Source organism: Micromonospora sp. NPDC049900 (assembly GCF_044461025.1).
Lineage (GTDB): Bacteria > Actinomycetota > Actinomycetes > Mycobacteriales > Micromonosporaceae > Micromonospora.
The window spans coordinates 25,222-45,013 of the sequence record NZ_JBITKM010000008.1 but is presented as its reverse complement, the minus strand read 5'-3'; the positions used below and the strand labels follow the sequence as shown (position 1 = coordinate 45,013).

Below are 19,792 nucleotides of genomic sequence, written 5' to 3'. Positions count from 1 at the left end.
AGTATTTACTACGTCTTGTAGTATGAGCAGCCCTGGGGGTCGCAGGTGGACGCGTTGGACGTCGCCCGCTGGCAGTTCGGTGTCACCACCGTCTACCACTTTCTCTTCGTACCGTTGACCATCGGACTCTCCGTCCTGGTCGCCATCCTGCAGACCCTCTGGCACCGCACCGGGGACGAGAAGTACCTCAAGCTGACCAAGTTCTACGGCAAGCTGTTCCTGATCAACTTCGCGATGGGCGTGGTCACCGGCATCGTGCAGGAGTTCCAGTTCGGCATGAACTGGAGCGACTACTCCCGCTTCGTCGGCGACATCTTCGGTGCCCCCCTGGCCATCGAGGCGCTGGTCGCCTTCTTCCTGGAATCCACCTTCATCGGCCTGTGGATCTTCGGCTGGGACCGGCTGCCCAGACGCCTGCACCTGGCCAGCATCTGGGCCGCCGCGATCGGCACCAACCTGTCGGCGTACTTCATCCTCGCCGCGAACTCGTTCATGCAGAACCCGGTCGGCTACTGGATCAACCCGGAGACCGGGCGCGCCGAGCTGACCGACTTCGTCGCCGTGCTCACCAACAAGGTCGCCCTGATCACCTTCCCGCACACCATCGCCGGTGCCTTCCTGGTCGCCGGGTCGCTGCTGGTGGCGGTCGCCCTGTGGCACCTGATCCGCCGCCCCCACAGCGAGGACACCCCGGCCTACCGGTTCGCGGCCCGCTTCGGCTCCTGGGTCACCCTGGTCGCCGCCGCCGTCGTGGTGATCACCGGCGACATCCAAGGCAAGATCATGACCGAGGTGCAGCCGATGAAGATGGCCGCCGCCGAGGGCCTCTACGACACCGAGAGCCCCGCCTCGTTCTCCGTACTCACCGTCGGCAGCCTCGACGGCAGCCGGGAACTGTTCGCCATCAAGATCCCGTACCTGCTGTCGTACCTGGGCACCGGCGACCCCAACGGCACCGTGCACGGCATCAACGACCTCCAGGCCCTCTACACCGCCCAGTACGGCCCCGGCAGCTACACCCCGATCATCCCGGTCACCTACTGGAGCTTCCGGTTCATGATCGGCTTCGGGCTCGCCGCCGCGGCCATCGCGCTGCTCGTGCTCTGGTCGCAGCGCCGGGGCCGTACGCCACGCGGCACGTGGCTGCTGCGCGCCGGCCTGGTCATGCCGATCCTGCCACTGCTGGCCAACTCCTTCGGCTGGATCTTCACCGAGATGGGCCGCCAGCCCTGGATCGTCTTCGGCGAGATGCTCACCCGCGACGGCGTCTCCCGCAGCGTCTCCCTCGGCGAGGTGCTCACCAGCTTCGCCGCCTTCACGATCATCTACGCCGTGCTCGCCGTGGTCGAGGTGAAACTGCTGATCCGCTACGCCAAGGCCGGCGTACCCGACGTCACGCCCGAGCCCGAACCCGACGACACCGACGACGCGGACCGCCCGCTCGCGTTCGCCTACTGACCCGGAGCCCCCACCGTGGAACTGACCACCATCTGGTTTCTCCTCGTCGCCGTGCTGTTCACCGGCTACTTCATCCTGGAGGGCTTCGACTTCGGCGTCGGCATGCTGCTGCCCGTGCTCGGCCGCGACGACCGTGAACGCCGCGTCATGATCAACACGATCGGGCCGGTCTGGGACGGCAACGAGGTCTGGCTGATCACCGCCGGTGGCGCGATGTTCGCCGCCTTCCCCGAGTGGTACGCCACCCTCTTCTCCGGCTTCTACCTGCCGCTGCTGCTCATCCTGCTGGCCCTGATCGCCCGGGGCGTCGCCTTCGAGTACCGCCACAAGCGCCCCGAGGCGTCCTGGAAGAGCCGCTGGGACAAGGCCATCTTCCTCGGCTCGCTCATCCCGGCGATCCTGTGGGGCGTGGCCTTCGCCAACATCCTGCGCGGCGTACCCCTCGACGCCGACCACGAGTTCGTCGGCGGCCTGGTCGACCTGCTGCACCCGTACGCGCTGCTCGGCGGCGCGACCACCGCGGCGCTGTTCGGAACCCACGGCGCGGTGTTCATCGCACTGAAGACCGTCGGCGACATCCGGGGCCGCGCCGCCGCCCTCGCCGTACGCCTCGGCGTGGTCACCGCCGTACTGGCGGTCGCGTTCCTCACCTGGACCCTGACCATCCGCTCCAGCACCGCCGCCGTGGTGCTCGCCACCGGTGCCGCCCTGGCCCTGCTCGGCGGTCTCGCCGCCGCCCGGGTGCGGCGCGAGGGCTGGGCCTTCACCGGCACCGCGCTGGCCATCGGCCTGGCCGTGGCGACCCTGTTCGCCGCGCTGTTCCCCACCGTGCTGCCCTCCACGCTGGACCCGGCCGGCACGCTGACCGCCACCAACGCCGCCTCCACCCCCTACACCCTGAAGATCATGACGTGGGTGGCGGTGTTCTTCACCCCGATCGTGCTGGCCTACCAGGGCTGGACGTACTGGGTGTTCCGCAGGCGCATCGGCGTCAAGCACATCCCGCAGCACTGACCGGATCGGCCCGGGACCCCACGTCCCGGGCCGATCCGGCACCATGAGCTGATGCCCCACCAGCACACCTACCGCACCACCGTGACCTGGACCGGCAACCTCGGCACCGGCACCAGCGGCTACCGCGCCTACCGACGCGACCACGACGTCACCGCCGACGGCCCGCCCCCGATCGCCGGCAGCTCCGACCCGACCTTCCGGGGCGACCGCACCCGCTGGAACCCCGAGCAGCTCCTGCTGGCCGCGCTGTCGCAGTGCCACATGCTGGCCTACCTGCACCTCTGCGCCGACCACGGCATCGTCGTCACCGACTACGTCGACACCGCCACCGGCAGCATGACCACCGACAACAACACGGGCAGCGGCCACTTCACCGAGGTCGTCCTGCGTCCCCGGGTCACCCTCGCCGACCCCACCGACACCGACACCGCGACCGCGCTGCACGACGACGCGCACCGGGTCTGCTTCATCGCCAACTCCGTCAACTTCCCGGTCCGGCACGAGCCGAACACCGTCACCGCCTGACGCCACACGTAGGGCCCGGGACGCATCCGCCCCGGGCCCCGCGCGCACCTGTGCCGACCTCAGCCCGCCTCGCGCAACTCCGCCAGCCGGGCCTCGATCTCGGCCAGCTCGGCCCGCAGCTTCTCGGCCTGCCGTTCGGCCTCGGACCGCTCCGACGCCAGGATCTGCTCCACCGCCTCGTGCACACCGGGCACGTCGACCAGCGCCACCATCCGCAGCGCCTCGGCCGGCTTGAGCACGTACGGCTTGGCCAGCACCTTGCCGCCCTGCTGCGCGGCGACCGTCCACTCGCCCTCGGCGTACGCCAGGGTGACCGTCAACCCGGCCGGTCCCTTCGGCTTGGCCGCCTTCACCGGCCGCCGCGCGGGCTTGGCCTCCACCGTCTCCACCTTCGGCTCCTCCCGTCGACTCGGCTCCTCCGGCCGAGGCTGCGGCACCCGGTCCAGCACGAACTCCGGCTCCGCCACCGGCGGCTCGGCCGGGGTCGGCTCCACCTTCGGCTCGGCCGGTCGACGGCCGGCGCCCCGGGGCGCCACCGCCACGTCGGCGGGGGAGAAGGGCAGCTCGTCCCGGCCGAAACGCACCACCACGTACTCGTCGGACACCGCCGGGTCGGTCAGCTCGACCACCTGGCCGAGCTGCCCGGCGATCTGCCCGGCCGACGCCGTGAACACCACCTTCGGCTTGCGTCCCGCGGCCAACGCCTCCCGGATGCCACGCACCTCGTCATCGGACAAACCCTGGCCAGCGACACCCATCGCGCTCCCTCATCCGTCGTACACGTGTTCAGTCGCCTGCCTTGATACCAGCACCCGGCGACACCGTGAAGATCAGCCCCCCAGCGCCTTCAGCGCCCGGTCCATGACCAGTTCGCTGTGCGCCACGCAGCACCACCGGCCGTGTGCTCGACCACACCCGACTACCGGGGCCGGTGAACGCCCCGGTAACGTCGCCGACACCGGCTCGGGGGCAGGGGAGACGATCAATGGCACCGGTCACCGTCATCACCGGCGGCGGGCGCGGCATCGGCGCGGCCACCGCCCGGCGGCTGGCCCACGCGGGCCATCATCTCGCTCTCGGCTATCGCCGCGACCACGCCGCCGCCGAGGCCGTCGTGGCCGAGCTGCACGCCATCGGCGTACGCGCCGTCGCGGTGCCCGCCGACACCCGCGACCCCGATCGGGTGGCCGCCCTGTTCGACGCCGCCGAGGAGTTCGGCCCGCTCACCGGCCTGGTCAACAACGCCGGTGTGACCAGCCCGATCGGCCCCCTCACCGAGCTGCGCCTGGACGACCTGCGCGAGGTGGTCGACGTCAACCTGGTCGGCTACGTGCTCTGCGCGCAGCAGGCGGCCCGGCGGATGACGGCCGGCGGCGGGATCGTCAACATCTCCTCGGTCGCCGCCACCCTCGGCGGTCCCGGCGAGTACGTCCACTACGCCGCGGTGAAGGGCGGCACCGACGCGCTCACCGTCGGCCTGGCCAAGGAGTTGGCTCCGCGCGGAATCCGGGTCAACGCGGTGGCCCCGGGCATCATCCGTACCGACATCCACGCCCTCTCCGGGCAGCCGGACCGGCCCGAGCGGGCCGCCGGGCGGATCCCGCTGGGGCGTCCCGGCGAACCCGACGAGGTCGCCGCCGCCATCGCCTGGCTGATCGGCCCGGACGCCTCCTACACCAGCGGCGCGGTGCTGCGCGTCGGCGGCGCTCTCTGACCCGGTCCGCTGTTCAACCCTGCCCTGGCGTGCGCGGACGCGCCCGTCGGGTGGGTTGACCATGCCCCGGCGCAACCCCTATCGCTCCAGTACGTCGAACGGCGTACGGCTCAGTCGAACATTCTGAGGGGGTGGCGTGGTCGATACCGCTCTCGGCGTCATCGTCCCGCCAGCCAACCCGACCGCCGAGCCCGAACTACGCCGCCTGGTGGTGGCCACGCCGTTCCGGTTCGAGGACGCGGTGCCCGACCTCAGCTAGGTCGGCTACTGGTCCGGCCCGCGCGGCCGGTTCTCGCTGATCCGCACCCCCGACATCTGGCGCGCCTCGCTGTCCACGGACACCGGGGTCGACGACGAGCCGCCGACCGGCACCCACCTGAGCAGCACCACCGGGGGCATGGGCCTGAACTCCGGCATCCACGACGCGATGGCGGTGGCCGCCGCGTTGGCCGGGTCCGACCAGGACACCGCACTAGGCGCCGGACGCCGGGTGCCCGCCCGCGAAGTGCCGCCCGACGGCACGCACGAGAGGTCACGGTCGAATGGAGTCAGCGGTGCCGGTGAGTGAGCCAGCCGAGGGCCACACGCAGTCCCGAGATGGTCGGGGTGTCCACCGTCGCGCGGGACCTGAGCCTGCCCAAGGCGGTGGCCCACCGCATCCTCAAGGAGCTCACGGCCAACCAGTTCGTCACCTTCGACGAGGGCACCCGGCGCTACCGGCTGGGGCCGGGCGCGCTGGTCGCCGGTTCGTCGTCCAAGGCGATCCTGGCGGCGCTGCCCGACGCCGAGGTCTCCGAATACCTGTCCACGCACGAGCTGGTGTCGATGACGCCGGCCACCATCACCTCGGTCGAGCAGCTCTGGGAGGACCTGCGGGCGGTACGCGGCCAGGGCTACGCGGTGAGCCGGGGCGAACGGCAGGCGGGGGCGGCGAGCGTGGCGGCGGCCATCCGGCTCGCCTCCGGCGAGGTCTACGGGTCGTTGTCGCTGTGCGGCCCGCAGGACCGCTTCTCGGCGCGGTTGCTGGCCGAGTACGGCGACCTGGTGGCTGACGCGGCCCGCCAGGTCAGCGCCGAGCTGGGCTACCAGCCCGCCCCGTAGCAGGCCGAGCCGGCACCGGCCGCGCCGGCGAAGCGTCGCAGTCCCCGTCGTCAGACGGCCCGGGCGGCGGCCGACCAGGCCGACAGCAGTTCGGCCGAGGTCGTCGTCTCGCAGAAGTAGAAGCCGAGGTTGCGGATCGCCGGCTCGGCCAGGTCCGGGCGGGTCCAGCCGACCATGTCGGTCGGCAGGGTGACGGCCAGTCCGCCATGTACGCCTCGCGGACGGTCGAGTCGACGCAGACGTTGGCCGCCGTGCCGACCACCACCACGTGGTCGCGGTCGTGTGCCCGCAGCAGGTGGTGCAGGGGCGTGCCGACGAAGGCGCTGTAACGCGTCTTCTCCAGGTGGCAGTCGCCGGGCGCGGGGGACAGCCCGGCGGCGAGTTCGGCGCCCCAGGAGCCGGCCGCGCAGACGCTGAGCGGGCTGCGGCCCATCGCCTCGGCGCGTGCCCGCCGGGCGGGCGAGACGAGCTGGTCGTGAGCGGGTGTCGCGCACCCCGGGGCCGAAACCCCGTCATCAACGGCCCCGGGGTGCGCGCCTCGACCAGCTCACCGAACCTGGTCCGCCCCATCCGCACGCCCCGGCCCGCCCACCGACCGACCCCGCACCCTCACCGCACCGACTCCCGCAACGCCACCAGACCCGACGCCAACCGCCACACCACACCCGCATCCGGCACCGCCACCGACCCACTCCACGGCAATTCCGCCCGCACCGCCTCCGGCGACGACCCCGCACCCAACAGACCACCCACCAACGCCGCCACCGTGTCCGTGTCCCCACCACACCGCACCGCCGCCACCAACCCACCCCGCACCGAGCCCGCGCCCCGCACACAGTGCAGCACCGCCGCCACCGTCTCCGCCGCGTCCAGACCGACCCCCGACGGCGGGGGAGACCACCCACCCGCCACCACCGCACCCACCAGCTCCGCCAACCTCGGCGCGTCCCCACACACCGGACGCGCCACCTCCACCAACTCCACCGCCCGCCGCAACCACACCGCCACCGGCACACCCGCCACCGACCACGACGCACACCCGGCCATCACCACCGCCGCGCCCAACGCCTCCGGCGCCCGATGCGTCGCCCGCGTCAACTCCACCGTCCGCGCCACCAGCAGATCCACCCGCTCCGGCGGCACCGACCACCCCACCGGCAACGCCCGCATCGGCGCGCCGTTCGTACCACCCTCCCGATCGTCGGGCACCGCCCCGGTGGCCCGGAACGCCGCCAGCGCCGCCCGCGTCGACGGCCCCGCACCCGGCACCGGAGGATCCTGCGCCGCCACCCGCGACAGGAACGTCACCGCGTCCACAGCACCGTCCACCAGACACCGCGCCACCAGCAGCGTCAACGCCGTGTCGTCCGACGTGGCCCCGGCCGCCCACCGGTCACTGGCCCGAGGCGTCTCGATCACGTCGTCGGCGTCACCGGTCGGCGGACGCCCCTCGTACGGCACCCCCAACGCGTCCCCACAGGCGTACGCCGTCAGCGCCCCCGCCACCCGCCGTACCGTCACCGACCCGTCCACGACACTCGACACACCCGAAGCCTAGGCGGCCCGAACGAGGGGAGTGGTCGACTACTCTGAGTGACCGGACCGGGTGAGGCGGAAACCCACGTCGTCCACCGCGAAGCTCGGATGACTGCGCCGCCGCACCGACGCCCGGCAACTCCACCGCTCGTCGAACCAGCCGCCGCCCCGCAGCACCCGGTAGGTGCCGTACACCTCGGGGTCGTACACGTCCCAGCACCAGTCCCAGACGTTGCCCAGCATGTCGTACAGCCCCCAGGCGTTCGGGCGCCTGCCGCCCACGTCGTGCAGCCGCTCACCGGAGTTGCCGCGATACCAGGCGACCTCGTCCAGCGGCCCGTACCGGGGACCGGTCGTGCCCGCCCGGCAGGCGTGCTCCCACTCGGCCTCGGTGGGCAGCCGGTACCCGTCGGCACCGGAGTCCCACCCGACGTCCTCGCCGTCGATCCGGTACGCCGGCCGCAGCCCGTCGACCCGGGACAGGGCGTTGCAGAACCGGACCGCGTCCCACCAGGACACGGTCTCCATCGGACGGCGGCGCTCGCCGGCCGCACAGGGGACACCGACGACCGAGGCGTACCCGGCCCGCGTCACCGGATACGCGGCGAGCCGGTACGGCCCGACGTCGACCGGCCAACTGCGCTGCGTACGCCGATCCGTCAACACCACGCGCCCCGCCGGAACGTTCACCATCACGCTGTCGGAGTCCACGAGGAGCAGATGCTACCGATCCACCTGCCGCTCAACCCATGTTCGATAATTGACATTATGTAAAGTGAACCTTCCGGCGCGTCCCCCGAGGGCGGCACACCGACCGCCGCCGACGGCCTGGGAATGTAAGGAAGGGTCCCCTGCTATACACCAGGCGTTAGCAAGGGGCCCTTCCTTACATCCCGGCGCACCCCGGTGCCGGCGCGACGCCGGTCGGCCTGGTGGGCGCGCCCGACCGGCACGTCCAGCACCCAGCAGCCCCTCGCCCCTATCCCACGCGCCGCATCGCGGTCGCCTGGGAACCCCGTCCGGCCCAGCGGGCCGAGGGTCGGCCGCACGACGCGCAGCCCGGCGCTCGGTGCGGCGCGGCGCGAGCCGACCCCGCTCCCCTGGGTCGGCGGTGAACCCGAAAATCATGCATAATGTCCCTTATGCATGACAAAAGGGATGAAACGGTACGGGTGTTGATCGAGGAGTTCCTGACCTCCCGGGCGACGCGCAAGCCCTCCCCGCACACCCAGGCGGCGTACCGGCGGGACCTGACCGCGGTGGCCGTGCTCGCGGCGGAGCTGGTCGCCCCTCCCCTCCCCCTCGATGCACTGTCCATCGAGGCGCTCTCCCCCAGGCTCATGCGGGCGGCGTTCGCCCGGTTCGCCGCCGACAGGGCCGCCGCCTCGGTGGGGCGCGCCTGGTCGACCTGGAACGGCTTCTTCTCGTTCCTGGTGGCCGAGCAGGTGGTGGCCGGCAATCCGATGCCGGCGGTGGGTCGGCCCCGGACGCCGGTGCCGGTGCCGAAGCCGTTGCGGGGTGAGGACACTCCCGAGCGGTTGCTCGCGGCGGCGGCGCAGGCGCGGGGGCGGCAGCGGGATCCGTGGCCGGAGCGGGACGTGGCGGTGTTGGCGCTGGCGCTGTGTGCCGGGTTGCGGTTGTCGGAGTTGCTGGCGTTGCGGGTCGGTTCGTTGGCGGGGCGGCCGGGTGAGCGCCGGTTGGAGGTGGCCGGGAAGGGTGGGCGTCCTCGGGTGTTGCCGGTGGAGCCGGATCTGGACGCGTTGCTGGCGGACTATCTGGACAGTCGGGTGCGGCGGTTCGGTTCGCGGACGGTGCGGCCGGCCTCGCCGTTGCTGGTGGATCGGCAGGGTGAGGCGTTGCGGCGGGGCGGACTGCAGTATCTGGTGGAGTCCTGTTACCGGCGTGCGGGGATCGGTGACCGGGTGCCGCGTGGGGCGCGGTTGCACGCGTTGCGGCACACGTTCGCGACGCGGTTGGCCGAGGACGGGGCGGGCGCGGCGGAGATCATGCGGTTGTTGGGGCATGCGTCGCTGGCGTCGTCGCAGACGTACATCGAGGTGACGTCGGGGCAGCAGCGGGAGGCGGCGCGGGTGAACCGTACGTACCGGGCGTTGGTGGGGTTGGTACGGCCGTCGTCGTGAGGTGTGGCCTCAGGCGGGGTGGGCGTCGAGGACGGCCGGGAGGATCGCGGCGATGGCGGCGGTGGGGTCGAAGTCGGGGTCGGGGTTGGCGAGTTGGTTGTTGAGGAGGCCGTCGATGAGGGCGAGCAGGAGTCGCAGGGCGGTGCCGGGGTGGCGGGCGCCGAGTGCGGCGAGCAGTGGTGTGGCCCAGGCGGCGAGGTCGTGTTGGCGTCGGCCGATCTGGTGTTGCAGGGCGGGGTGGTGGGCGGCTTCGGCGAAGATCGCGAGTCGGGCGAGGGTGAGGGCGCGGTGGGTGGTGCTGAGGTCGTGGACGAGGGTGCCGAGGGCGGTGGTGAAGGTGGTGGGGTCGATGTGGTCGAGGGTGCCGGCGAGGTGGTTCCAGCCGGTGGTCTCGAGGTCGAGGATGCGGGTGAGGACGCCGGCGATGAGGGCTTCGCGGGTGCGGTAGCGGTTGGAGGTGGAGCCGGTGGGGAGTTCGGCCTGGTCGTCGACGGCGCGGTGGGTGAGGTGGCGGGGGCCGCGGGTGCCGAGGACGGCGATGGCGGCGTCGAGGAGGCGTTGTTGGCGGGCGTCCACGTGCGTGAGACTACAGCAGTAGTGCAGGCAACTACAGTTGCAGTACGGTCGGGTGATGCGAGGATCAGCGGCCGTCATCGGAGGCGGCGTGGGTGGGCTGGCGGTGGCCGTGGGACTGCTGCGCGCCGGGTGGACGGTGACCGTGTTCGAGCGGGCGGCGGGGCTGCCGGAGACGGGCACCGGGTTGGGGATCTGGCCGTCGGCGTTGCGGGCGTTGGATCGCCTCGGTGTGGGTGCGCTCGCGCGGGAACGGGGGCGGGCGCAGCCGGACGGGGCGATGCGTCGCCCGGACGGGACGGTGATCGCCCGGTTGGACGTGGGGCGGATCCGTCGGCGGCACGGTGAGGGGGTGCTGCTGCTGTCGCGGCCGGCGTTGCTGGGTCTGTTGGCGGAGGCGTTGCCGGCGGGCACGGTGCGTTTCGGCGCGCCGGTGGCGGGTCCGGCGGAGCTGGGTGACGGGTACGACATGGTGGTGGGCGCGGACGGGATCCGCAGCGCGACCCGGGCGGCGATGTTCGGTGACCGGTTTCCGCTGCGCTATTCGGGGGTGACGGCGTGGCGTGGCACGGTGCCGTTGGAGGTGGCCTCCGGTGGGGAGACGTGGGGTCCGGGGCGCAAGTTCGGGGTGACGCCGCAGGCTCCCGGGGTGGCCAACTGGTATGCGGCGGTGGCCGCGCCGGAGGGTTTCCGGCCGCCGGAGGGTGATCTGGCGGCGTTGCGGCGGTGGTTCGGTGACTGGCACGATCCGGTGCCGGCGGTGCTGGACCGCGTCGACGCGGCCGGGGTGTTGCAGCACGACGTGCACTACCTGCCGCCGCTGCCGACGTACGTGCGGGGGCGGTGGGTGTTGGTGGGCGACGCGGCGCACGCGATGACGCCGGATCTGGGGCAGGGCGCCTGCCAGGCGTTGATCGACGCGGTGGCGTTGGCGGAGGCGTCGGCGGCGGAGTCGGGCGTGTCGTCGGCGTTGGCCCGGTACGACGGGCACCGGCGGGTGCCGACGCAGCGGATGGCGGCGATGGCGGTGCGGGCGGGCCGGTTGGCGCAGGTGCGGCGGTTCACCGGCGTGCGGGACGTGGCGTTGCGGGTGGCGTTGGCGTTCGGTCCCCCGGGCTGACAAGCGTGTGGTTCCCCGGGGTGGACGGTGCTGGTGGCCGCCTCGGGTGTGCGAGGCTGCGGGTGACGCGACTGGCGGCACCGGGGATGGGATCGACCATCGGGAAGCTCGTCGTGGGGGTCGTCCGCCTGGGCCTCCGCGGTCGAGGTGAGCCATGTCTACGACGTCGACGACGGCCCGGTTGTTGCCCGGTGTGCCGGTGGCGGAGCGGGTTCTGGCCGAGGTGGCCGAGGGTGTGGCGGCGGTGCGGGCGGCGGGGGTGACTCCGGCGTTGGCGACGGTGCTGGTGGGTGACGACGAGGCGAGCGCCCGGTACGTCGGGATCAAGCAGCGGCAGGCGGCGGAGCTGGGTTTCGCGTCGCGGCACGTGCGGTTGCCGGGGTCGGCGTCGCAGGCGGATCTGCATGCGGTGCTGGCGGAGTTGGGCGCGGACCGGGGTGTGCACGGGGTGTTGGTGCAGCATCCGGTGCCGGCGGGGTTGGACTTCGACCGGGCGTTGCAGGTGTTGGACCCGGACAAGGACGTGGACGGGATGCATCCGGTGAACGTGGGGCGGTTGGCGCTGGGGTTGCCGGGTCCGGTGCCGTGTACGCCGGCGGGTGTGGAGGCGTTGTTGGCGTTCCACGGGGTGCCGGTGGCGGGTCGGGAGGTGGTGGTGTTGGGGCGTGGTGCGACGTTGGGGCGGCCGTTGGCGGTGTTGTTGGCGCAGAAGCGGCCGACGGCGAACGCGGCGGTGACGGTGGTGCACACCGGGGTGGCGGACTGGCCGAGGTATACGCGTCGGGCGGAGATCCTGGTGGCGGCGGCGGGGGTGCCGGGGATCGTGCGGCCGGAGCATGTGCGGCCGGGTGCGGTGGTGGTGGGTGGTGGGGTGCGGTATGCGGGGCGGCGGTTGGTGCCGGATGTGGATCCGTCGTGTGCGCGGGTGGCGGGGGCGATCACGCCGCGGGTGGGTGGGGTGGGTCCGGTGACGGTGGCGATGCTGTTCCGCAACGCGCTGCGGGCGGCCCGGGCGGCGGTGGGGTCAGCCGAGGTCGACCAGCAGGGGCCGGTGGTCGGAGATGGTGGCCAGCGGGGTCCGTACGCCGGTGACGGGCGGTAGCCGGTGCAGGTCCTGCCGGTCGGCGAGGATGTGGTCGAGTTGGACGCGGGGTTGCCCGGCGGGGTAGGTGGGGCGGCGGCCGAGGGGTTGCCAGCGGGACACCAGGCGGGCGGCCCAGGTGGGCAGGTTGAGGTCGCCGAGCAGGATGCGCGGGGCGGGCAGGGCGCGGAGGACGCGGACGGCCTGGCGGAGTTGGCGGATGTTCCAGCCGGGCACGAAGGACAGGTGGGTGGCGGCGACGGTGAGGGGTCCGTGCGGGGTGTCCAGGACGGCGGCGAGGACGACGCGGGGTTCGTCGTGCAGGAGGATGAGGCCGCCGCGGGGGCCGGGTACGTAGACCGGGGACCGTAGGGGTGCCGGGCGTAGGCGGGTGATGTGCCAGGCGGTGACCCGGTGGCGGGAGACGAGGCCGATGCCGTAGCAGGGTTCGCCGTGGCCGTCGTCGTCGTGGCGCAGGGGGCGGAACGCTTCGCCGGGGGTGCCGACGACGGCGGCGGCGAAGCGGTGTTCGGTGGCGCCGAGGGCCTGGGCGGCGATGGCGGTGAGGTCGTGGTTGCCGCTGCGGGACTGGTCGCGGTCGACTTCCTGGAGGGCGAGCACGTCGGCGTCGAGGGCGGTGACGGCGGCGGCGAGGCGGGCCGGGTCGACCAGGCCGTCGCTCAGGGATCGGCCGTGCAGCAGGTTGAACGTGGCCAGGCGCACCGTGTCACCTTATCGATGCCGTGGGACAGTTGCCCGATGCTGCGGGTGTTGTTCTGTTCGATGGTGGTGTTCGTGGCGGTGGGTGCGGCCGGGGTGTGGTTGCGGCGGCGTCGGGGCCGGTGAGGCTGGCCACAGGCGGCGGCGTGGGGTGCCTCGGGGTGGGAAGAATGCCGCCGTGGAGCTGGATCCGTCGACGGTCGCGCTGCTGCTGACCGCTGCCGTGTTGGCCGGTTGGGTGGACGCGGTGGTGGGTGGCGGCGGGTTGTTGTTGTTGCCGGCGTTGTTGGTGGCGGCGCCGGGTGTGCCGCCGGCGACGGCGTTGGGCACGAACAAGTTGGCGGCGATCGCGGGCACGTCGGCGGCGGCGGTGACGTATGCGCGGCGTACGCGGGTGGATTGGGCGGTGGCGGGGCCGGCGGCGGGTCTGGCGGTGTTGTTCGCGGGGGTGGGTGCGGCGTTGGCGGGTGCGGTGCCGCCGTCGGCGTACCGGCCGGTGGTGTTGGTGGTGTTGGTGTCGGTGGCGGTGTTTGTGGTGTTGCGGCCGAGGTTGGGGGTGTCGTCGTTTCCGGGGCGGCGTACCCGGGGGCGGATCGTGGTGGCGGTGTTGGTGGCGGGGGTGGGTATCGCCCTGTACGACGGGTTGATCGGGCCGGGTACCGGCACGTTCCTGGTGGTGGCGTTCACCGCGGTGGTGGGGGCGGATTTTCTGCACGGGTCGGCGATGGCGAAGGTGGTGAACGCGGGGACGAACGCGGGGGCGTTGGCGGTGTTCGCGGTGACCGGGCACGTGTGGTGGTTGTTGGGGGCCGCGATGGCGGTGTGCAACATCGTCGGGGCGCTGGTGGGGGCGCGGATGGCGTTGCGGCGGGGGGCGGGGTTCGTGCGGGCGGTGCTGTTGCTGGTGGTGGTGGCGTTGGTGGCGAGGTTGGGTTACGACCAGTGGCTGGCGGGGTGAGCGGCGTGCCGCGGCGCGTGTGATCATCGGCGGGTGTCGGTGCGCGTGGAACACGACCGGGCCGTCCTGGCGGGTCTGTTGGGGCGGGATCCGTTGTTCTTCTGGCCGTACACGTCGTGGTTTCGGGGTGGGGACGCGGTGGTGTTGCCGTGTCGGTGCGGTGTCGCCGACGGTGGTGGCGGCGACCGCTGGCCGCGATGATGACGCGCGTGTCCCAGGTGGTTCTGCGTACCGCGCGGTTGGTGTTGGTGCCGTTGGCTGATGTGCATCTGCCGCACGAGGTGGCGTTGGACGCCGACGCGGAGGTGATGCGGTTCCTGGCGCCGGTGCGGTCGGCGGCGCAGGTGGCGCGGTTGCACCGGGAGCGGTTGGCGGTGGCGCGGCGGTCGCCGGGGTTGGGGTTCTGGGCCGGGTCGACCGAGGGCGAGTTCGTCGGCTGGTGGTTGTTGGAGCCGCCGTCGCGGGCCGATCAGGGGCCGGTGGTGGGTCAGGCCGAGTTGGGGTACCGGTTGGCGCGTCGGTTCTGGCGGCGGGGTCTGGCGTCGGAGGGGCCCGGGAGTTGATCCGGCACGGTTTCGTCGACCTGGGGTTGTCGCGGATCTTCGCCGAGACGATGGCGGTCAACGTGGGGTCGCGGGCGACGATGGCGGCGGTGGGGATGCGTCAGGTGCGTGCGTTCCACCTGTCGTGGTCGGATCCGTTGCCGGGGGCGCAGGCCGGTGAGGTGGAGTACGCGATCACCCGGGACGAGTGGGTGGCGGCGGGCGGGTCAGGTGCGGCGGGGTGAGGTGAAGCGGCCGGCGCGGATCTCCCGCAGGGCTCGGCGGCGCACGTCGCCGCGCAGGGTGTCGACGTAGAGGCGGCCGGCGAGGTGGTCGGTCTCGTGTTGCAGGGCGCGGGCGAGGAAGCCGCTGCCGGCGATGGTGAGGGGTTCGCCGTGCTGGTCGTAGCCGTGTGCGGTGGCGTGCAGGGCGCGGGGGGTCGGGAAGTACAGGCCGGGGATGGACAGGCAGCCCTCGTCGTCGTCGGCGAGTTCGTCGGACAGTTCGAGGGTGGGGTTGATCATGTGGCCGCGGTGGCCGTCGGCGTCGTAGACGAACACCTGGGCGTTGACGCCGATCTGGGGTGCGGCGACGCCGGCGCGGCCGGGTGCGCCGAGCAGGGTGTCCATCAGGTCGGTGACCAGGGCGCGTAGGTCGGCGTCGAAGCTGGTGACGGCTTCGCTGGGGGTGCGCAGCACCGGGTCGCCGATGATTCGGATGTCCCGCATGGTCATGTCGGCAAGGTTATCGGTCGGTGGTGCCGGCGGTGGGGCGGCCAGGGCGGGTCGGGTCGAGGGCGGCGCGGACCGGGGCGGTCTTGGCGGCGGCTTCGGCGACTTCGGCGTCCGGGTCGCTGTCCCAGGTGATGCCGCCGCCGGCCCAGACGTGGACGCGGTGGCGGTCGGTGGCGGCGGTGCGGATGGTCAGTCCGAGGTCGAGGTGGTCGGGGCCGACCCAGCCGAGGGCGCCCATGCCGGCGCCGCGGCCGACGGGTTCGAGGGCGGCGATGTGGTGTAGGGCGGCGAGTTTGGGGGCGCCGGTGACGGAGCCGCCGGGGCAGACGGCGCGCAGCAGGTCGGCGAGGCCGAGTCCGTCGGCGGCGTCGGCGCGGACGGTCGATTCGGCCTGCCACAGGTCGCACCAGCGGCGTACGGCGAACAGGTCGTCGACGCGGACGCTGCCGGTGCGGGCGACGCGGGCCAGGTCGTTGCGTTCCAGGTCGACGATCATGATGTGTTCGGCGCGTTCCTTGGCGGAGGTGAGCAGGTCGGCGCGGCCGGCGGCGGTGGCGGGTCGGGTGCCTTTGATGGGGCGGGTGGTGAGGGTGCCGGCGCGGACCTCGACGAGGGTTTCGGGGCTGGCGCAGCCGATGGCCCAGCCGTTGCCGGTCAGGACGCCGCCGTAGCGGGCGCCGGGGAGGCGGCCGAGGCGGGCCAGGGCGGGTCGGGGGTCGCCTCGGTAGGGGGCGGCGGCGTGGCCGACGACGTTGACCTGGTAGACGTCGCCGTGGCCGATGGCGGTGCGGACGGCGCGGACGGCGTCGGCGTGGGCGGCGGGGGTCCAGCTCTCGGTCCAGGGGCCGCGCCACCACGTCCCGGTCGGGGTGGGGGTGGTGGGGGTGTCGGTGTGGCCGTAGACGACGACGGCGACCTCGGGTAGGTCGGCGGGGTTGGCGGCGCCGGGGTCGCCGCCGGCGAGTAGGGCGCCGGCGGCGGCGGAGACGTACAGGGCGGCGCCGCAGACGGGGTCGTCGCGGTGGTGGGGGCGGGTGGGGCGGGCCAGGTCGTGCAGGGGCAGGCCGTGGGCGGCGAGGAAGTCCTGCACGGCGGTGGCGGGGTCGCCGCCGTCGGTGGGGCGCCACTGCCAGCGGGCGCGTTCGACGCGGTGGCCGCGGCAGGGTGTGGGGGCGGCCGGCGGGTCGAGCGGTAAGGGATCGACCACCGTCCGTGGGAGCGCTTCCACGACGTCTGGGTGGTTGTGGCTCATCCGTTCAGCGGATTTCCCACGGACCACGCGCACTTCTGCTCGATGCGCCGTGCGTTTGCTTGGTACTGTGCGTCACTGGTCATGTGAACCATGACACAGTGCCCCCACAGTCCGGAGAACCCGATGTGCCAGCACCAACCCACCTGTCCCTCCGCCGAAGCCACCGACCGGGAAGCCGCCAAGGTCATCGCCTGCTTCCGTGAGCAGGGCTGGAGTCTGCTCTGCAACGGCGTCATCGTTTTCGAGGACACCGGCGAACTGCTGCCCGACGGCAGCAGCATCGCACCGCACCGCGGCCCCGCCCGACACGCCCTCGCCGCCTGACCTGATCACGAACCGTCACGACTGTTCCCGCGTCGACCCAGGCTAGTCCTCCCACCGGGGAGCGTCACCAGCAGGTCGAGCGCGACGCCGGGGCGGCACCGACCGCCCCGGCGCGGCTGCCGTCAGCTCTCGTACGCCTGCGGCGACGGACACGAGCAGACCAGGTTCCGGTCGCCGTAGCCGCCGTCGACCCGACGCACCGGCGGCCAGTACTTCCCCGCCCGGTCCACGCCGCCCGGGTAGCCGGCCACCGACCTCGGATACGGGTGCGGCCACTCGTCGCCGGCCACCATCGCCGCCGTGTGCGGCGCGTTGGCCAGGGGGTTGTCCCCGGCCGGCCAGCGGCCCGCCGCCACCTCGTCGATCTCCGCCCGGATGGCGATCATCGCGTCGCAGAACCGGTCCAGCTCGGCCAGGTCCTCGCTCTCGGTCGGCTCCACCATCAGCGTCCCCGCCACCGGGAACGACATCGTCGGCGCGTGGAACCCGTAGTCGATCAACCGCTTGGCGACGTCGTCGACGCTCACGCCGGTCGCCTTCGTCATCGGCCGCAGGTCCAGGATGCACTCGTGGGCCACCAGACCCTTGTTGCCCGCGTACAGCACCGGGAAGTGCTCCCGCAGTCGCGCCGCCACGTAGTTGGCCGCCAGCACCGCCACCCCGGTGGCCCGGGCCAGCCCGTCGGCGCCCATCATCCGCAGGTACACCCACGGGATCGGCAGGATGCCCGCCGACCCGTACCGGGCCGCCGAGATCGCCGGCCGCCCGTCGACCGGGACACCACCGGGGTCACCGGGCAGGAACGGCGCCAGGTGCGCACGCACCGCCACCGGCCCCACCCCCGGGCCACCACCGCCGTGCGGGATGCAGAACGTCTTGTGCAGGTTCAGGTGCGACACGTCAGCCCCGAACCGGCCCGGCTTGGCGAACCCGACCAGCGCGTTGAGGTTCGCGCCGTCGACGTACACCTGGCCACCGGCGTCGTGCACCTTCGCGCACAGCGACGCGATGCCGGTCTCGTACACGCCGTGCGTCGACGGGTACGTCACCATGATCGCCGCCAGGGCGTCCCGATGCCGGTCGATCTTGGCGTCCAGGTCGACCAGGTCGACGTTGCCGTCGTCGTCGCAGCCGACCACCACCACCCGCATCCCGGCCATCACCGCGCTGGCGGCGTTCGTGCCGTGCGCCGACGACGGGATCAGACACACGTCCCGGTGCCCCTCACCCCGGTCACGGTGGTACGCGCGGATCGCCAACAACCCGGCCAACTCCCCCTGCGACCCGGCGTTGGGTTGCACACTGACCGCGTCGTAGCCGGTCACCTCGGCCAGCCACCCCTCCAACTGGCCGATCATCTCCCGGTAGCCGGCGGTCTGCTCCGCCGGGGCGAACGGGTGCATGTGGGCGAACTCCGCCCAGCTCACCGGCTCCATCTCGGTGGTGGCGTTCAGTTTCATCGTGCACGACCCCAACGGGATCATGCCCCGGTCCAGGGCGTAGTCGAAGTCGGCCAGCCGCCGCAGGTAGCGCAGCATCGCCGTCTCCGAGTGGTGCGACCGGAACACCGGGTGGGTGAGGAACTCGTCGGTACGCCGCAACCCGTCCGGCAGCGCCGCCGTCACCGCGCCGTCGACCCCGTCGACCCCGAACGCCGCCCACACCGCGTCCAGGTGCTGCGCCGTGGTGGTCTCGTCGCAGGAGATGCCCACCCGGTCGTCGTCGACCAGCCGCAGGTTCACCCCACGCGCCGCCGCGTCGGCCACCACCTGGGCGGCCCGCCCCGGCACCGTCGCCGTCACCGTGTCGAAGAACGGCACGTCGGCCACGTCGACGCCACCGGCCCGCAGCCCGGCGGCCAGCCGCACCGCCGCCTCGTGGGTGCGCGTCGCGATCGCCCGCAGCCCGTCCGGACCGTGGTAGACGGCGTACATGCCGGCCATCACCGCCAGTAGCACCTGCGCGGTGCAGATGTTGCTGGTCGCCTTCTCCCGACGGATGTGCTGCTCCCGGGTCTGCAACGCCAGCCGGTACGCCGGGTCGCCCGCCGTGTCGCGGGACACCCCGACCAGCCGGCCGGGCAGCATCCGCTCCAACCCGGCCCGCACCGCCAGGTAGCCGGCGTGCGGCCCACCGAAGCCCATCGGCACCCCGAAACGCTGGGTGGTGCCGGCGGCGATGTCCGCGCCGATGTGCCCCGGCGCCCGCAGCACCGTCAACGCCAGCAGGTCCGCCGCCACCGTCACCAACGCGCCGACCTCGTGCGCCGCCGCCACCAGCGCCGCCTGGTCACGGACCGCCCCGGACGCGCCCGGATACTGCAGGTGCAGGCCGAAGAACTCCGCCGGCAGCTCCTGCGCGGTCAGGTCCAGCACCCGCACCTCGATGCCGAGCGGCTCGGCCCGACCGGCGATCACCGCGATGGTCTGCGGCAGGGCGTCGGCGTCGACCACGTACACCGGGCTGCTGCTCTTCGACGCCCGCCGCGCCAACGTCATCGCCTCGGCCGCCGCGGTGCCCTCGTCGAGCATCGACGCGTTCGCCGTCGCCAGACCGGTCAGGTCCGACACCATGGTCTGGAAGTTCAGCAGCGCCTCCAACCGGCCCTGGCTGATCTCCGGCTGGTACGGCGTGTACGCGGTGTACCAGGCCGGGTTCTCCAGCACGTTACGGCGGATCACCGCCGGGGTGTACGTGCCGTGGTAGCCCAGACCGATCATCGACACGGCCACGGTGTTGCGGTCGGCGAGGGCCCGCAACTCGGTCAGGGTCTCGTGCTCACCAGAGGGCTCCGGCAGGTCCAGACGGCCGTGCCAGCGGATCACCTCGGGAATCGCCGCGTCCATCAGCTCGTCGATCGAGGCGTACCCGACCGTGGCCAACATCCGGCGTTCGTCGTCCGGGCCCGGACCGATGTGACGGTCGGCGAACTCTGAGGTCATGAGGGGCGCTCCTGCGGGGGGCGGGGTCGACAGGTCGGCCCTCCCCCTCTGTCACAC

The 19,792-nt window shown here is 72.8% G+C and carries 22 protein-coding genes and 2 pseudogenes; 13 read left to right on the top strand and 11 right to left on the bottom strand.

Annotated features, from left to right (window positions below; all coding sequences use genetic code 11):
- Positions 1 to 45: 45 nt before the first annotated feature.
- The 3 genes from ACIBMZ_RS19035 to ACIBMZ_RS19025 are packed head-to-tail and all read left to right on the top strand — an operon-like array spanning position 46 to position 2,997.
- The gene (locus ACIBMZ_RS19035; protein WP_396695452.1) at positions 46 to 1,458 is read left to right on the top strand and encodes a cytochrome ubiquinol oxidase subunit I; all 1,413 of its coding nucleotides are present in this window, start codon (positions 46 to 48) and stop codon (positions 1,456 to 1,458) included.
- Between the two features lie 15 nt (positions 1,459 to 1,473).
- Positions 1,474 to 2,472 (top strand): cytochrome d ubiquinol oxidase subunit II, encoded by a 999-nt coding sequence (gene cydB / locus ACIBMZ_RS19030; protein WP_396695450.1) that lies wholly within the window; start codon positions 1,474 to 1,476, stop codon positions 2,470 to 2,472.
- Positions 2,473 to 2,523: 51 nt separating this feature from the next.
- Positions 2,524 to 2,997 carry an OsmC family protein gene (locus ACIBMZ_RS19025; RefSeq protein ID WP_396695448.1) on the top strand — a complete coding sequence of 158 codons (474 nt, stop codon included), beginning with the start codon at positions 2,524 to 2,526 and terminating at the stop codon, positions 2,995 to 2,997.
- A gap of 59 nt (positions 2,998 to 3,056) precedes the next feature.
- Here the strand turns inward: ACIBMZ_RS19025 and ACIBMZ_RS19020 are convergent, their stop codons facing one another.
- Complete coding sequence (locus ACIBMZ_RS19020; RefSeq protein WP_396695446.1) at positions 3,057 to 3,755, bottom strand: hypothetical protein; 699 nt, start codon at positions 3,753 to 3,755, stop codon at positions 3,057 to 3,059.
- Between the two features lie 227 nt (positions 3,756 to 3,982).
- Here ACIBMZ_RS19020 and ACIBMZ_RS19015 point away from each other — a divergent pair, with 227 nt between their 5' ends.
- Together ACIBMZ_RS19015 and ACIBMZ_RS19010 are read left to right on the top strand one after the other, a co-directional pair.
- Positions 3,983 to 4,711, top strand: a complete 729-nt coding sequence (locus ACIBMZ_RS19015; RefSeq protein ID WP_396695444.1) for an SDR family NAD(P)-dependent oxidoreductase — start codon at positions 3,983 to 3,985, stop codon at positions 4,709 to 4,711.
- Between the two features lie 136 nt (positions 4,712 to 4,847).
- Entirely contained in the window at positions 4,848 to 4,970 is a 123-nt protein-coding gene (locus ACIBMZ_RS19010; RefSeq protein WP_396695442.1) for a hypothetical protein, read from the top strand.
- A gap of 5 nt (positions 4,971 to 4,975) precedes the next feature.
- Here ACIBMZ_RS19010 and ACIBMZ_RS19005 read toward each other — a convergent pair whose 3' ends face one another.
- Positions 4,976 to 5,110 (bottom strand): hypothetical protein, encoded by a 135-nt coding sequence (locus tag ACIBMZ_RS19005; RefSeq protein WP_396695440.1) that lies wholly within the window; start codon positions 5,108 to 5,110, stop codon positions 4,976 to 4,978.
- Here ACIBMZ_RS19005 and ACIBMZ_RS19000 point away from each other — a divergent pair.
- Positions 5,109 to 5,279, top strand: coding sequence for a hypothetical protein (locus tag ACIBMZ_RS19000; RefSeq protein WP_396695438.1), 171 nt, complete (start codon positions 5,109 to 5,111; stop codon positions 5,277 to 5,279). The genes ACIBMZ_RS19005 and ACIBMZ_RS19000 overlap by 2 nt on opposite strands.
- Before the next feature lie 29 nt (positions 5,280 to 5,308).
- Positions 5,309 to 5,812 carry an IclR family transcriptional regulator gene (locus ACIBMZ_RS18995; RefSeq protein ID WP_396695848.1) on the top strand — a complete coding sequence of 168 codons (504 nt, stop codon included), beginning with the start codon at positions 5,309 to 5,311 and terminating at the stop codon, positions 5,810 to 5,812.
- 50 nt (positions 5,813 to 5,862) lie between these two features.
- On the opposite strand, the gene ACIBMZ_RS18990 is transcribed toward ACIBMZ_RS18995, so the two are convergent.
- The 4 genes and pseudogenes from ACIBMZ_RS18990 to ACIBMZ_RS18975 all read right to left on the bottom strand — a co-directional run bounded on the left by ACIBMZ_RS18990 (position 5,863) and on the right by ACIBMZ_RS18975 (position 8,041).
- Positions 5,863 to 5,988 carry a hypothetical protein gene (locus ACIBMZ_RS18990; RefSeq protein ID WP_396695870.1) on the bottom strand — a complete coding sequence of 42 codons (126 nt, stop codon included), beginning with the start codon at positions 5,986 to 5,988 and terminating at the stop codon, positions 5,863 to 5,865.
- A 35-nt stretch (positions 5,989 to 6,023) separates the two neighbouring features.
- Positions 6,024 to 6,245 (bottom strand): annotated as a pseudogene (locus ACIBMZ_RS18985) (cysteine hydrolase family protein); the annotation flags it as partial.
- Positions 6,246 to 6,421: 176 nt separating this feature from the next.
- Complete coding sequence (locus ACIBMZ_RS18980; protein ID WP_396695436.1) at positions 6,422 to 7,357, bottom strand: ADP-ribosylglycohydrolase family protein; 936 nt, start codon at positions 7,355 to 7,357, stop codon at positions 6,422 to 6,424.
- Positions 7,358 to 7,396: 39 nt separating this feature from the next.
- Positions 7,397 to 8,041 (bottom strand): formylglycine-generating enzyme family protein, encoded by a 645-nt coding sequence (locus ACIBMZ_RS18975; protein ID WP_396695846.1) that lies wholly within the window; start codon positions 8,039 to 8,041, stop codon positions 7,397 to 7,399.
- Between the two features lie 449 nt (positions 8,042 to 8,490).
- Between ACIBMZ_RS18975 and ACIBMZ_RS18970 the strand changes: the two genes are divergently transcribed.
- Complete coding sequence (locus ACIBMZ_RS18970; RefSeq protein WP_396695434.1) at positions 8,491 to 9,489, top strand: tyrosine-type recombinase/integrase; 999 nt, start codon at positions 8,491 to 8,493, stop codon at positions 9,487 to 9,489.
- Positions 9,490 to 9,498: 9 nt separating this feature from the next.
- On the opposite strand, the gene ACIBMZ_RS18965 is transcribed toward ACIBMZ_RS18970, so the two are convergent.
- Entirely contained in the window at positions 9,499 to 10,065 is a 567-nt protein-coding gene (locus ACIBMZ_RS18965) for a TetR/AcrR family transcriptional regulator (RefSeq protein WP_396695432.1), read from the bottom strand.
- A 55-nt stretch (positions 10,066 to 10,120) separates the two neighbouring features.
- On the opposite strand from ACIBMZ_RS18965, the gene ACIBMZ_RS18960 reads away from it, so the two are divergent.
- Together ACIBMZ_RS18960 and ACIBMZ_RS18955 are read left to right on the top strand one after the other, a co-directional pair.
- Positions 10,121 to 11,182: an FAD-dependent monooxygenase gene (locus ACIBMZ_RS18960; protein ID WP_396695430.1), complete on the top strand. Its 1,062-nt coding sequence runs from the start codon at positions 10,121 to 10,123 to the stop codon at positions 11,180 to 11,182.
- Positions 11,183 to 11,336: 154 nt separating this feature from the next.
- Positions 11,337 to 12,284: a bifunctional 5,10-methylenetetrahydrofolate dehydrogenase/5,10-methenyltetrahydrofolate cyclohydrolase gene (locus ACIBMZ_RS18955; RefSeq protein ID WP_396695428.1), complete on the top strand. Its 948-nt coding sequence runs from the start codon at positions 11,337 to 11,339 to the stop codon at positions 12,282 to 12,284.
- On the opposite strand, the gene ACIBMZ_RS18950 is transcribed toward ACIBMZ_RS18955, so the two are convergent.
- Positions 12,207 to 12,986 carry an endonuclease/exonuclease/phosphatase family protein gene (locus tag ACIBMZ_RS18950; protein WP_396695425.1) on the bottom strand — a complete coding sequence of 260 codons (780 nt, stop codon included), beginning with the start codon at positions 12,984 to 12,986 and terminating at the stop codon, positions 12,207 to 12,209. The two genes, ACIBMZ_RS18955 and ACIBMZ_RS18950, sit on opposite strands and share 78 nt — an antisense overlap.
- A gap of 175 nt (positions 12,987 to 13,161) precedes the next feature.
- Here ACIBMZ_RS18950 and ACIBMZ_RS18945 point away from each other — a divergent pair, with 175 nt between their 5' ends.
- On the top strand, positions 13,162 to 13,941 hold the full coding sequence (locus ACIBMZ_RS18945; protein ID WP_396695423.1) for a sulfite exporter TauE/SafE family protein: 780 nt from the start codon (positions 13,162 to 13,164) through the stop codon (positions 13,939 to 13,941).
- Between the two features lie 200 nt (positions 13,942 to 14,141).
- Positions 14,142 to 14,728 (top strand): annotated as a pseudogene (locus tag ACIBMZ_RS18940) (GNAT family N-acetyltransferase).
- On the opposite strand, the gene def reads toward ACIBMZ_RS18940, so the two are convergent.
- A complete protein-coding gene (gene def / locus ACIBMZ_RS18935; protein WP_396695421.1) occupies positions 14,711 to 15,217 on the bottom strand; it encodes a peptide deformylase in 507 nt (168 codons plus the stop codon). The pseudogene ACIBMZ_RS18940 and the gene def sit on opposite strands and share 18 nt — an antisense overlap.
- Positions 15,218 to 15,227: 10 nt before the next feature.
- On the bottom strand, positions 15,228 to 16,496 hold the full coding sequence (locus tag ACIBMZ_RS18930) for a chorismate-binding protein (protein ID WP_396695419.1): 1,269 nt from the start codon (positions 16,494 to 16,496) through the stop codon (positions 15,228 to 15,230).
- Between the two features lie 96 nt (positions 16,497 to 16,592).
- Here ACIBMZ_RS18930 and ACIBMZ_RS18925 point away from each other — a divergent pair, with 96 nt between their 5' ends.
- Complete coding sequence (locus tag ACIBMZ_RS18925; RefSeq protein ID WP_131057861.1) at positions 16,593 to 16,793, top strand: DUF5999 family protein; 201 nt, start codon at positions 16,593 to 16,595, stop codon at positions 16,791 to 16,793.
- Between the two features lie 122 nt (positions 16,794 to 16,915).
- On the opposite strand, the gene gcvP is transcribed toward ACIBMZ_RS18925, so the two are convergent.
- Complete coding sequence (gene gcvP, locus ACIBMZ_RS18920; RefSeq protein ID WP_396695416.1) at positions 16,916 to 19,735, bottom strand: aminomethyl-transferring glycine dehydrogenase; 2,820 nt, start codon at positions 19,733 to 19,735, stop codon at positions 16,916 to 16,918.
- Positions 19,736 to 19,792 lie beyond the last annotated feature (57 nt).

Excerpts from the sequence above, each read along its gene's own strand:
- ACIBMZ_RS18995 (WP_396695848.1), top strand. The coding sequence starts at position 5,309 with ATGGTCGGGGTGTCCACCGTCGCGCGGGACCTGAGCCTGCCCAAGGCG.
- ACIBMZ_RS18960 (WP_396695430.1), top strand. The coding sequence starts at position 10,121 with ATGCGAGGATCAGCGGCCGTCATCGGAGGCGGCGTGGGTGGGCTGGCG.
- ACIBMZ_RS19005 (WP_396695440.1), bottom strand. The coding sequence starts at position 5,110 with ATGCCCCCGGTGGTGCTGCTCAGGTGGGTGCCGGTCGGCGGCTCGTCG.
- ACIBMZ_RS19015 (WP_396695444.1), top strand. The coding sequence starts at position 3,983 with ATGGCACCGGTCACCGTCATCACCGGCGGCGGGCGCGGCATCGGCGCG.
- def (WP_396695421.1), bottom strand. The coding sequence starts at position 15,217 with ATGACCATGCGGGACATCCGAATCATCGGCGACCCGGTGCTGCGCACC.
- gcvP (WP_396695416.1), bottom strand. The coding sequence starts at position 19,735 with ATGACCTCAGAGTTCGCCGACCGTCACATCGGTCCGGGCCCGGACGAC.
- ACIBMZ_RS18925 (WP_131057861.1), top strand. The coding sequence starts at position 16,593 with ATGTGCCAGCACCAACCCACCTGTCCCTCCGCCGAAGCCACCGACCGG.
- ACIBMZ_RS19025 (WP_396695448.1), top strand. The coding sequence starts at position 2,524 with ATGCCCCACCAGCACACCTACCGCACCACCGTGACCTGGACCGGCAAC.
- ACIBMZ_RS18955 (WP_396695428.1), top strand. The coding sequence starts at position 11,337 with ATGTCTACGACGTCGACGACGGCCCGGTTGTTGCCCGGTGTGCCGGTG.
- ACIBMZ_RS19020 (WP_396695446.1), bottom strand. The coding sequence starts at position 3,755 with ATGGGTGTCGCTGGCCAGGGTTTGTCCGATGACGAGGTGCGTGGCATC.
- ACIBMZ_RS19000 (WP_396695438.1), top strand. The coding sequence starts at position 5,109 with ATGGGCCTGAACTCCGGCATCCACGACGCGATGGCGGTGGCCGCCGCG.
- ACIBMZ_RS18970 (WP_396695434.1), top strand. The coding sequence starts at position 8,491 with ATGCATGACAAAAGGGATGAAACGGTACGGGTGTTGATCGAGGAGTTC.
- ACIBMZ_RS18990 (WP_396695870.1), bottom strand. The coding sequence starts at position 5,988 with ATGGTCGGCTGGACCCGCCCGGACCTGGCCGAGCCGGCGATCCGCAAC.
- ACIBMZ_RS18975 (WP_396695846.1), bottom strand. The coding sequence starts at position 8,041 with ATGGTGAACGTTCCGGCGGGGCGCGTGGTGTTGACGGATCGGCGTACG.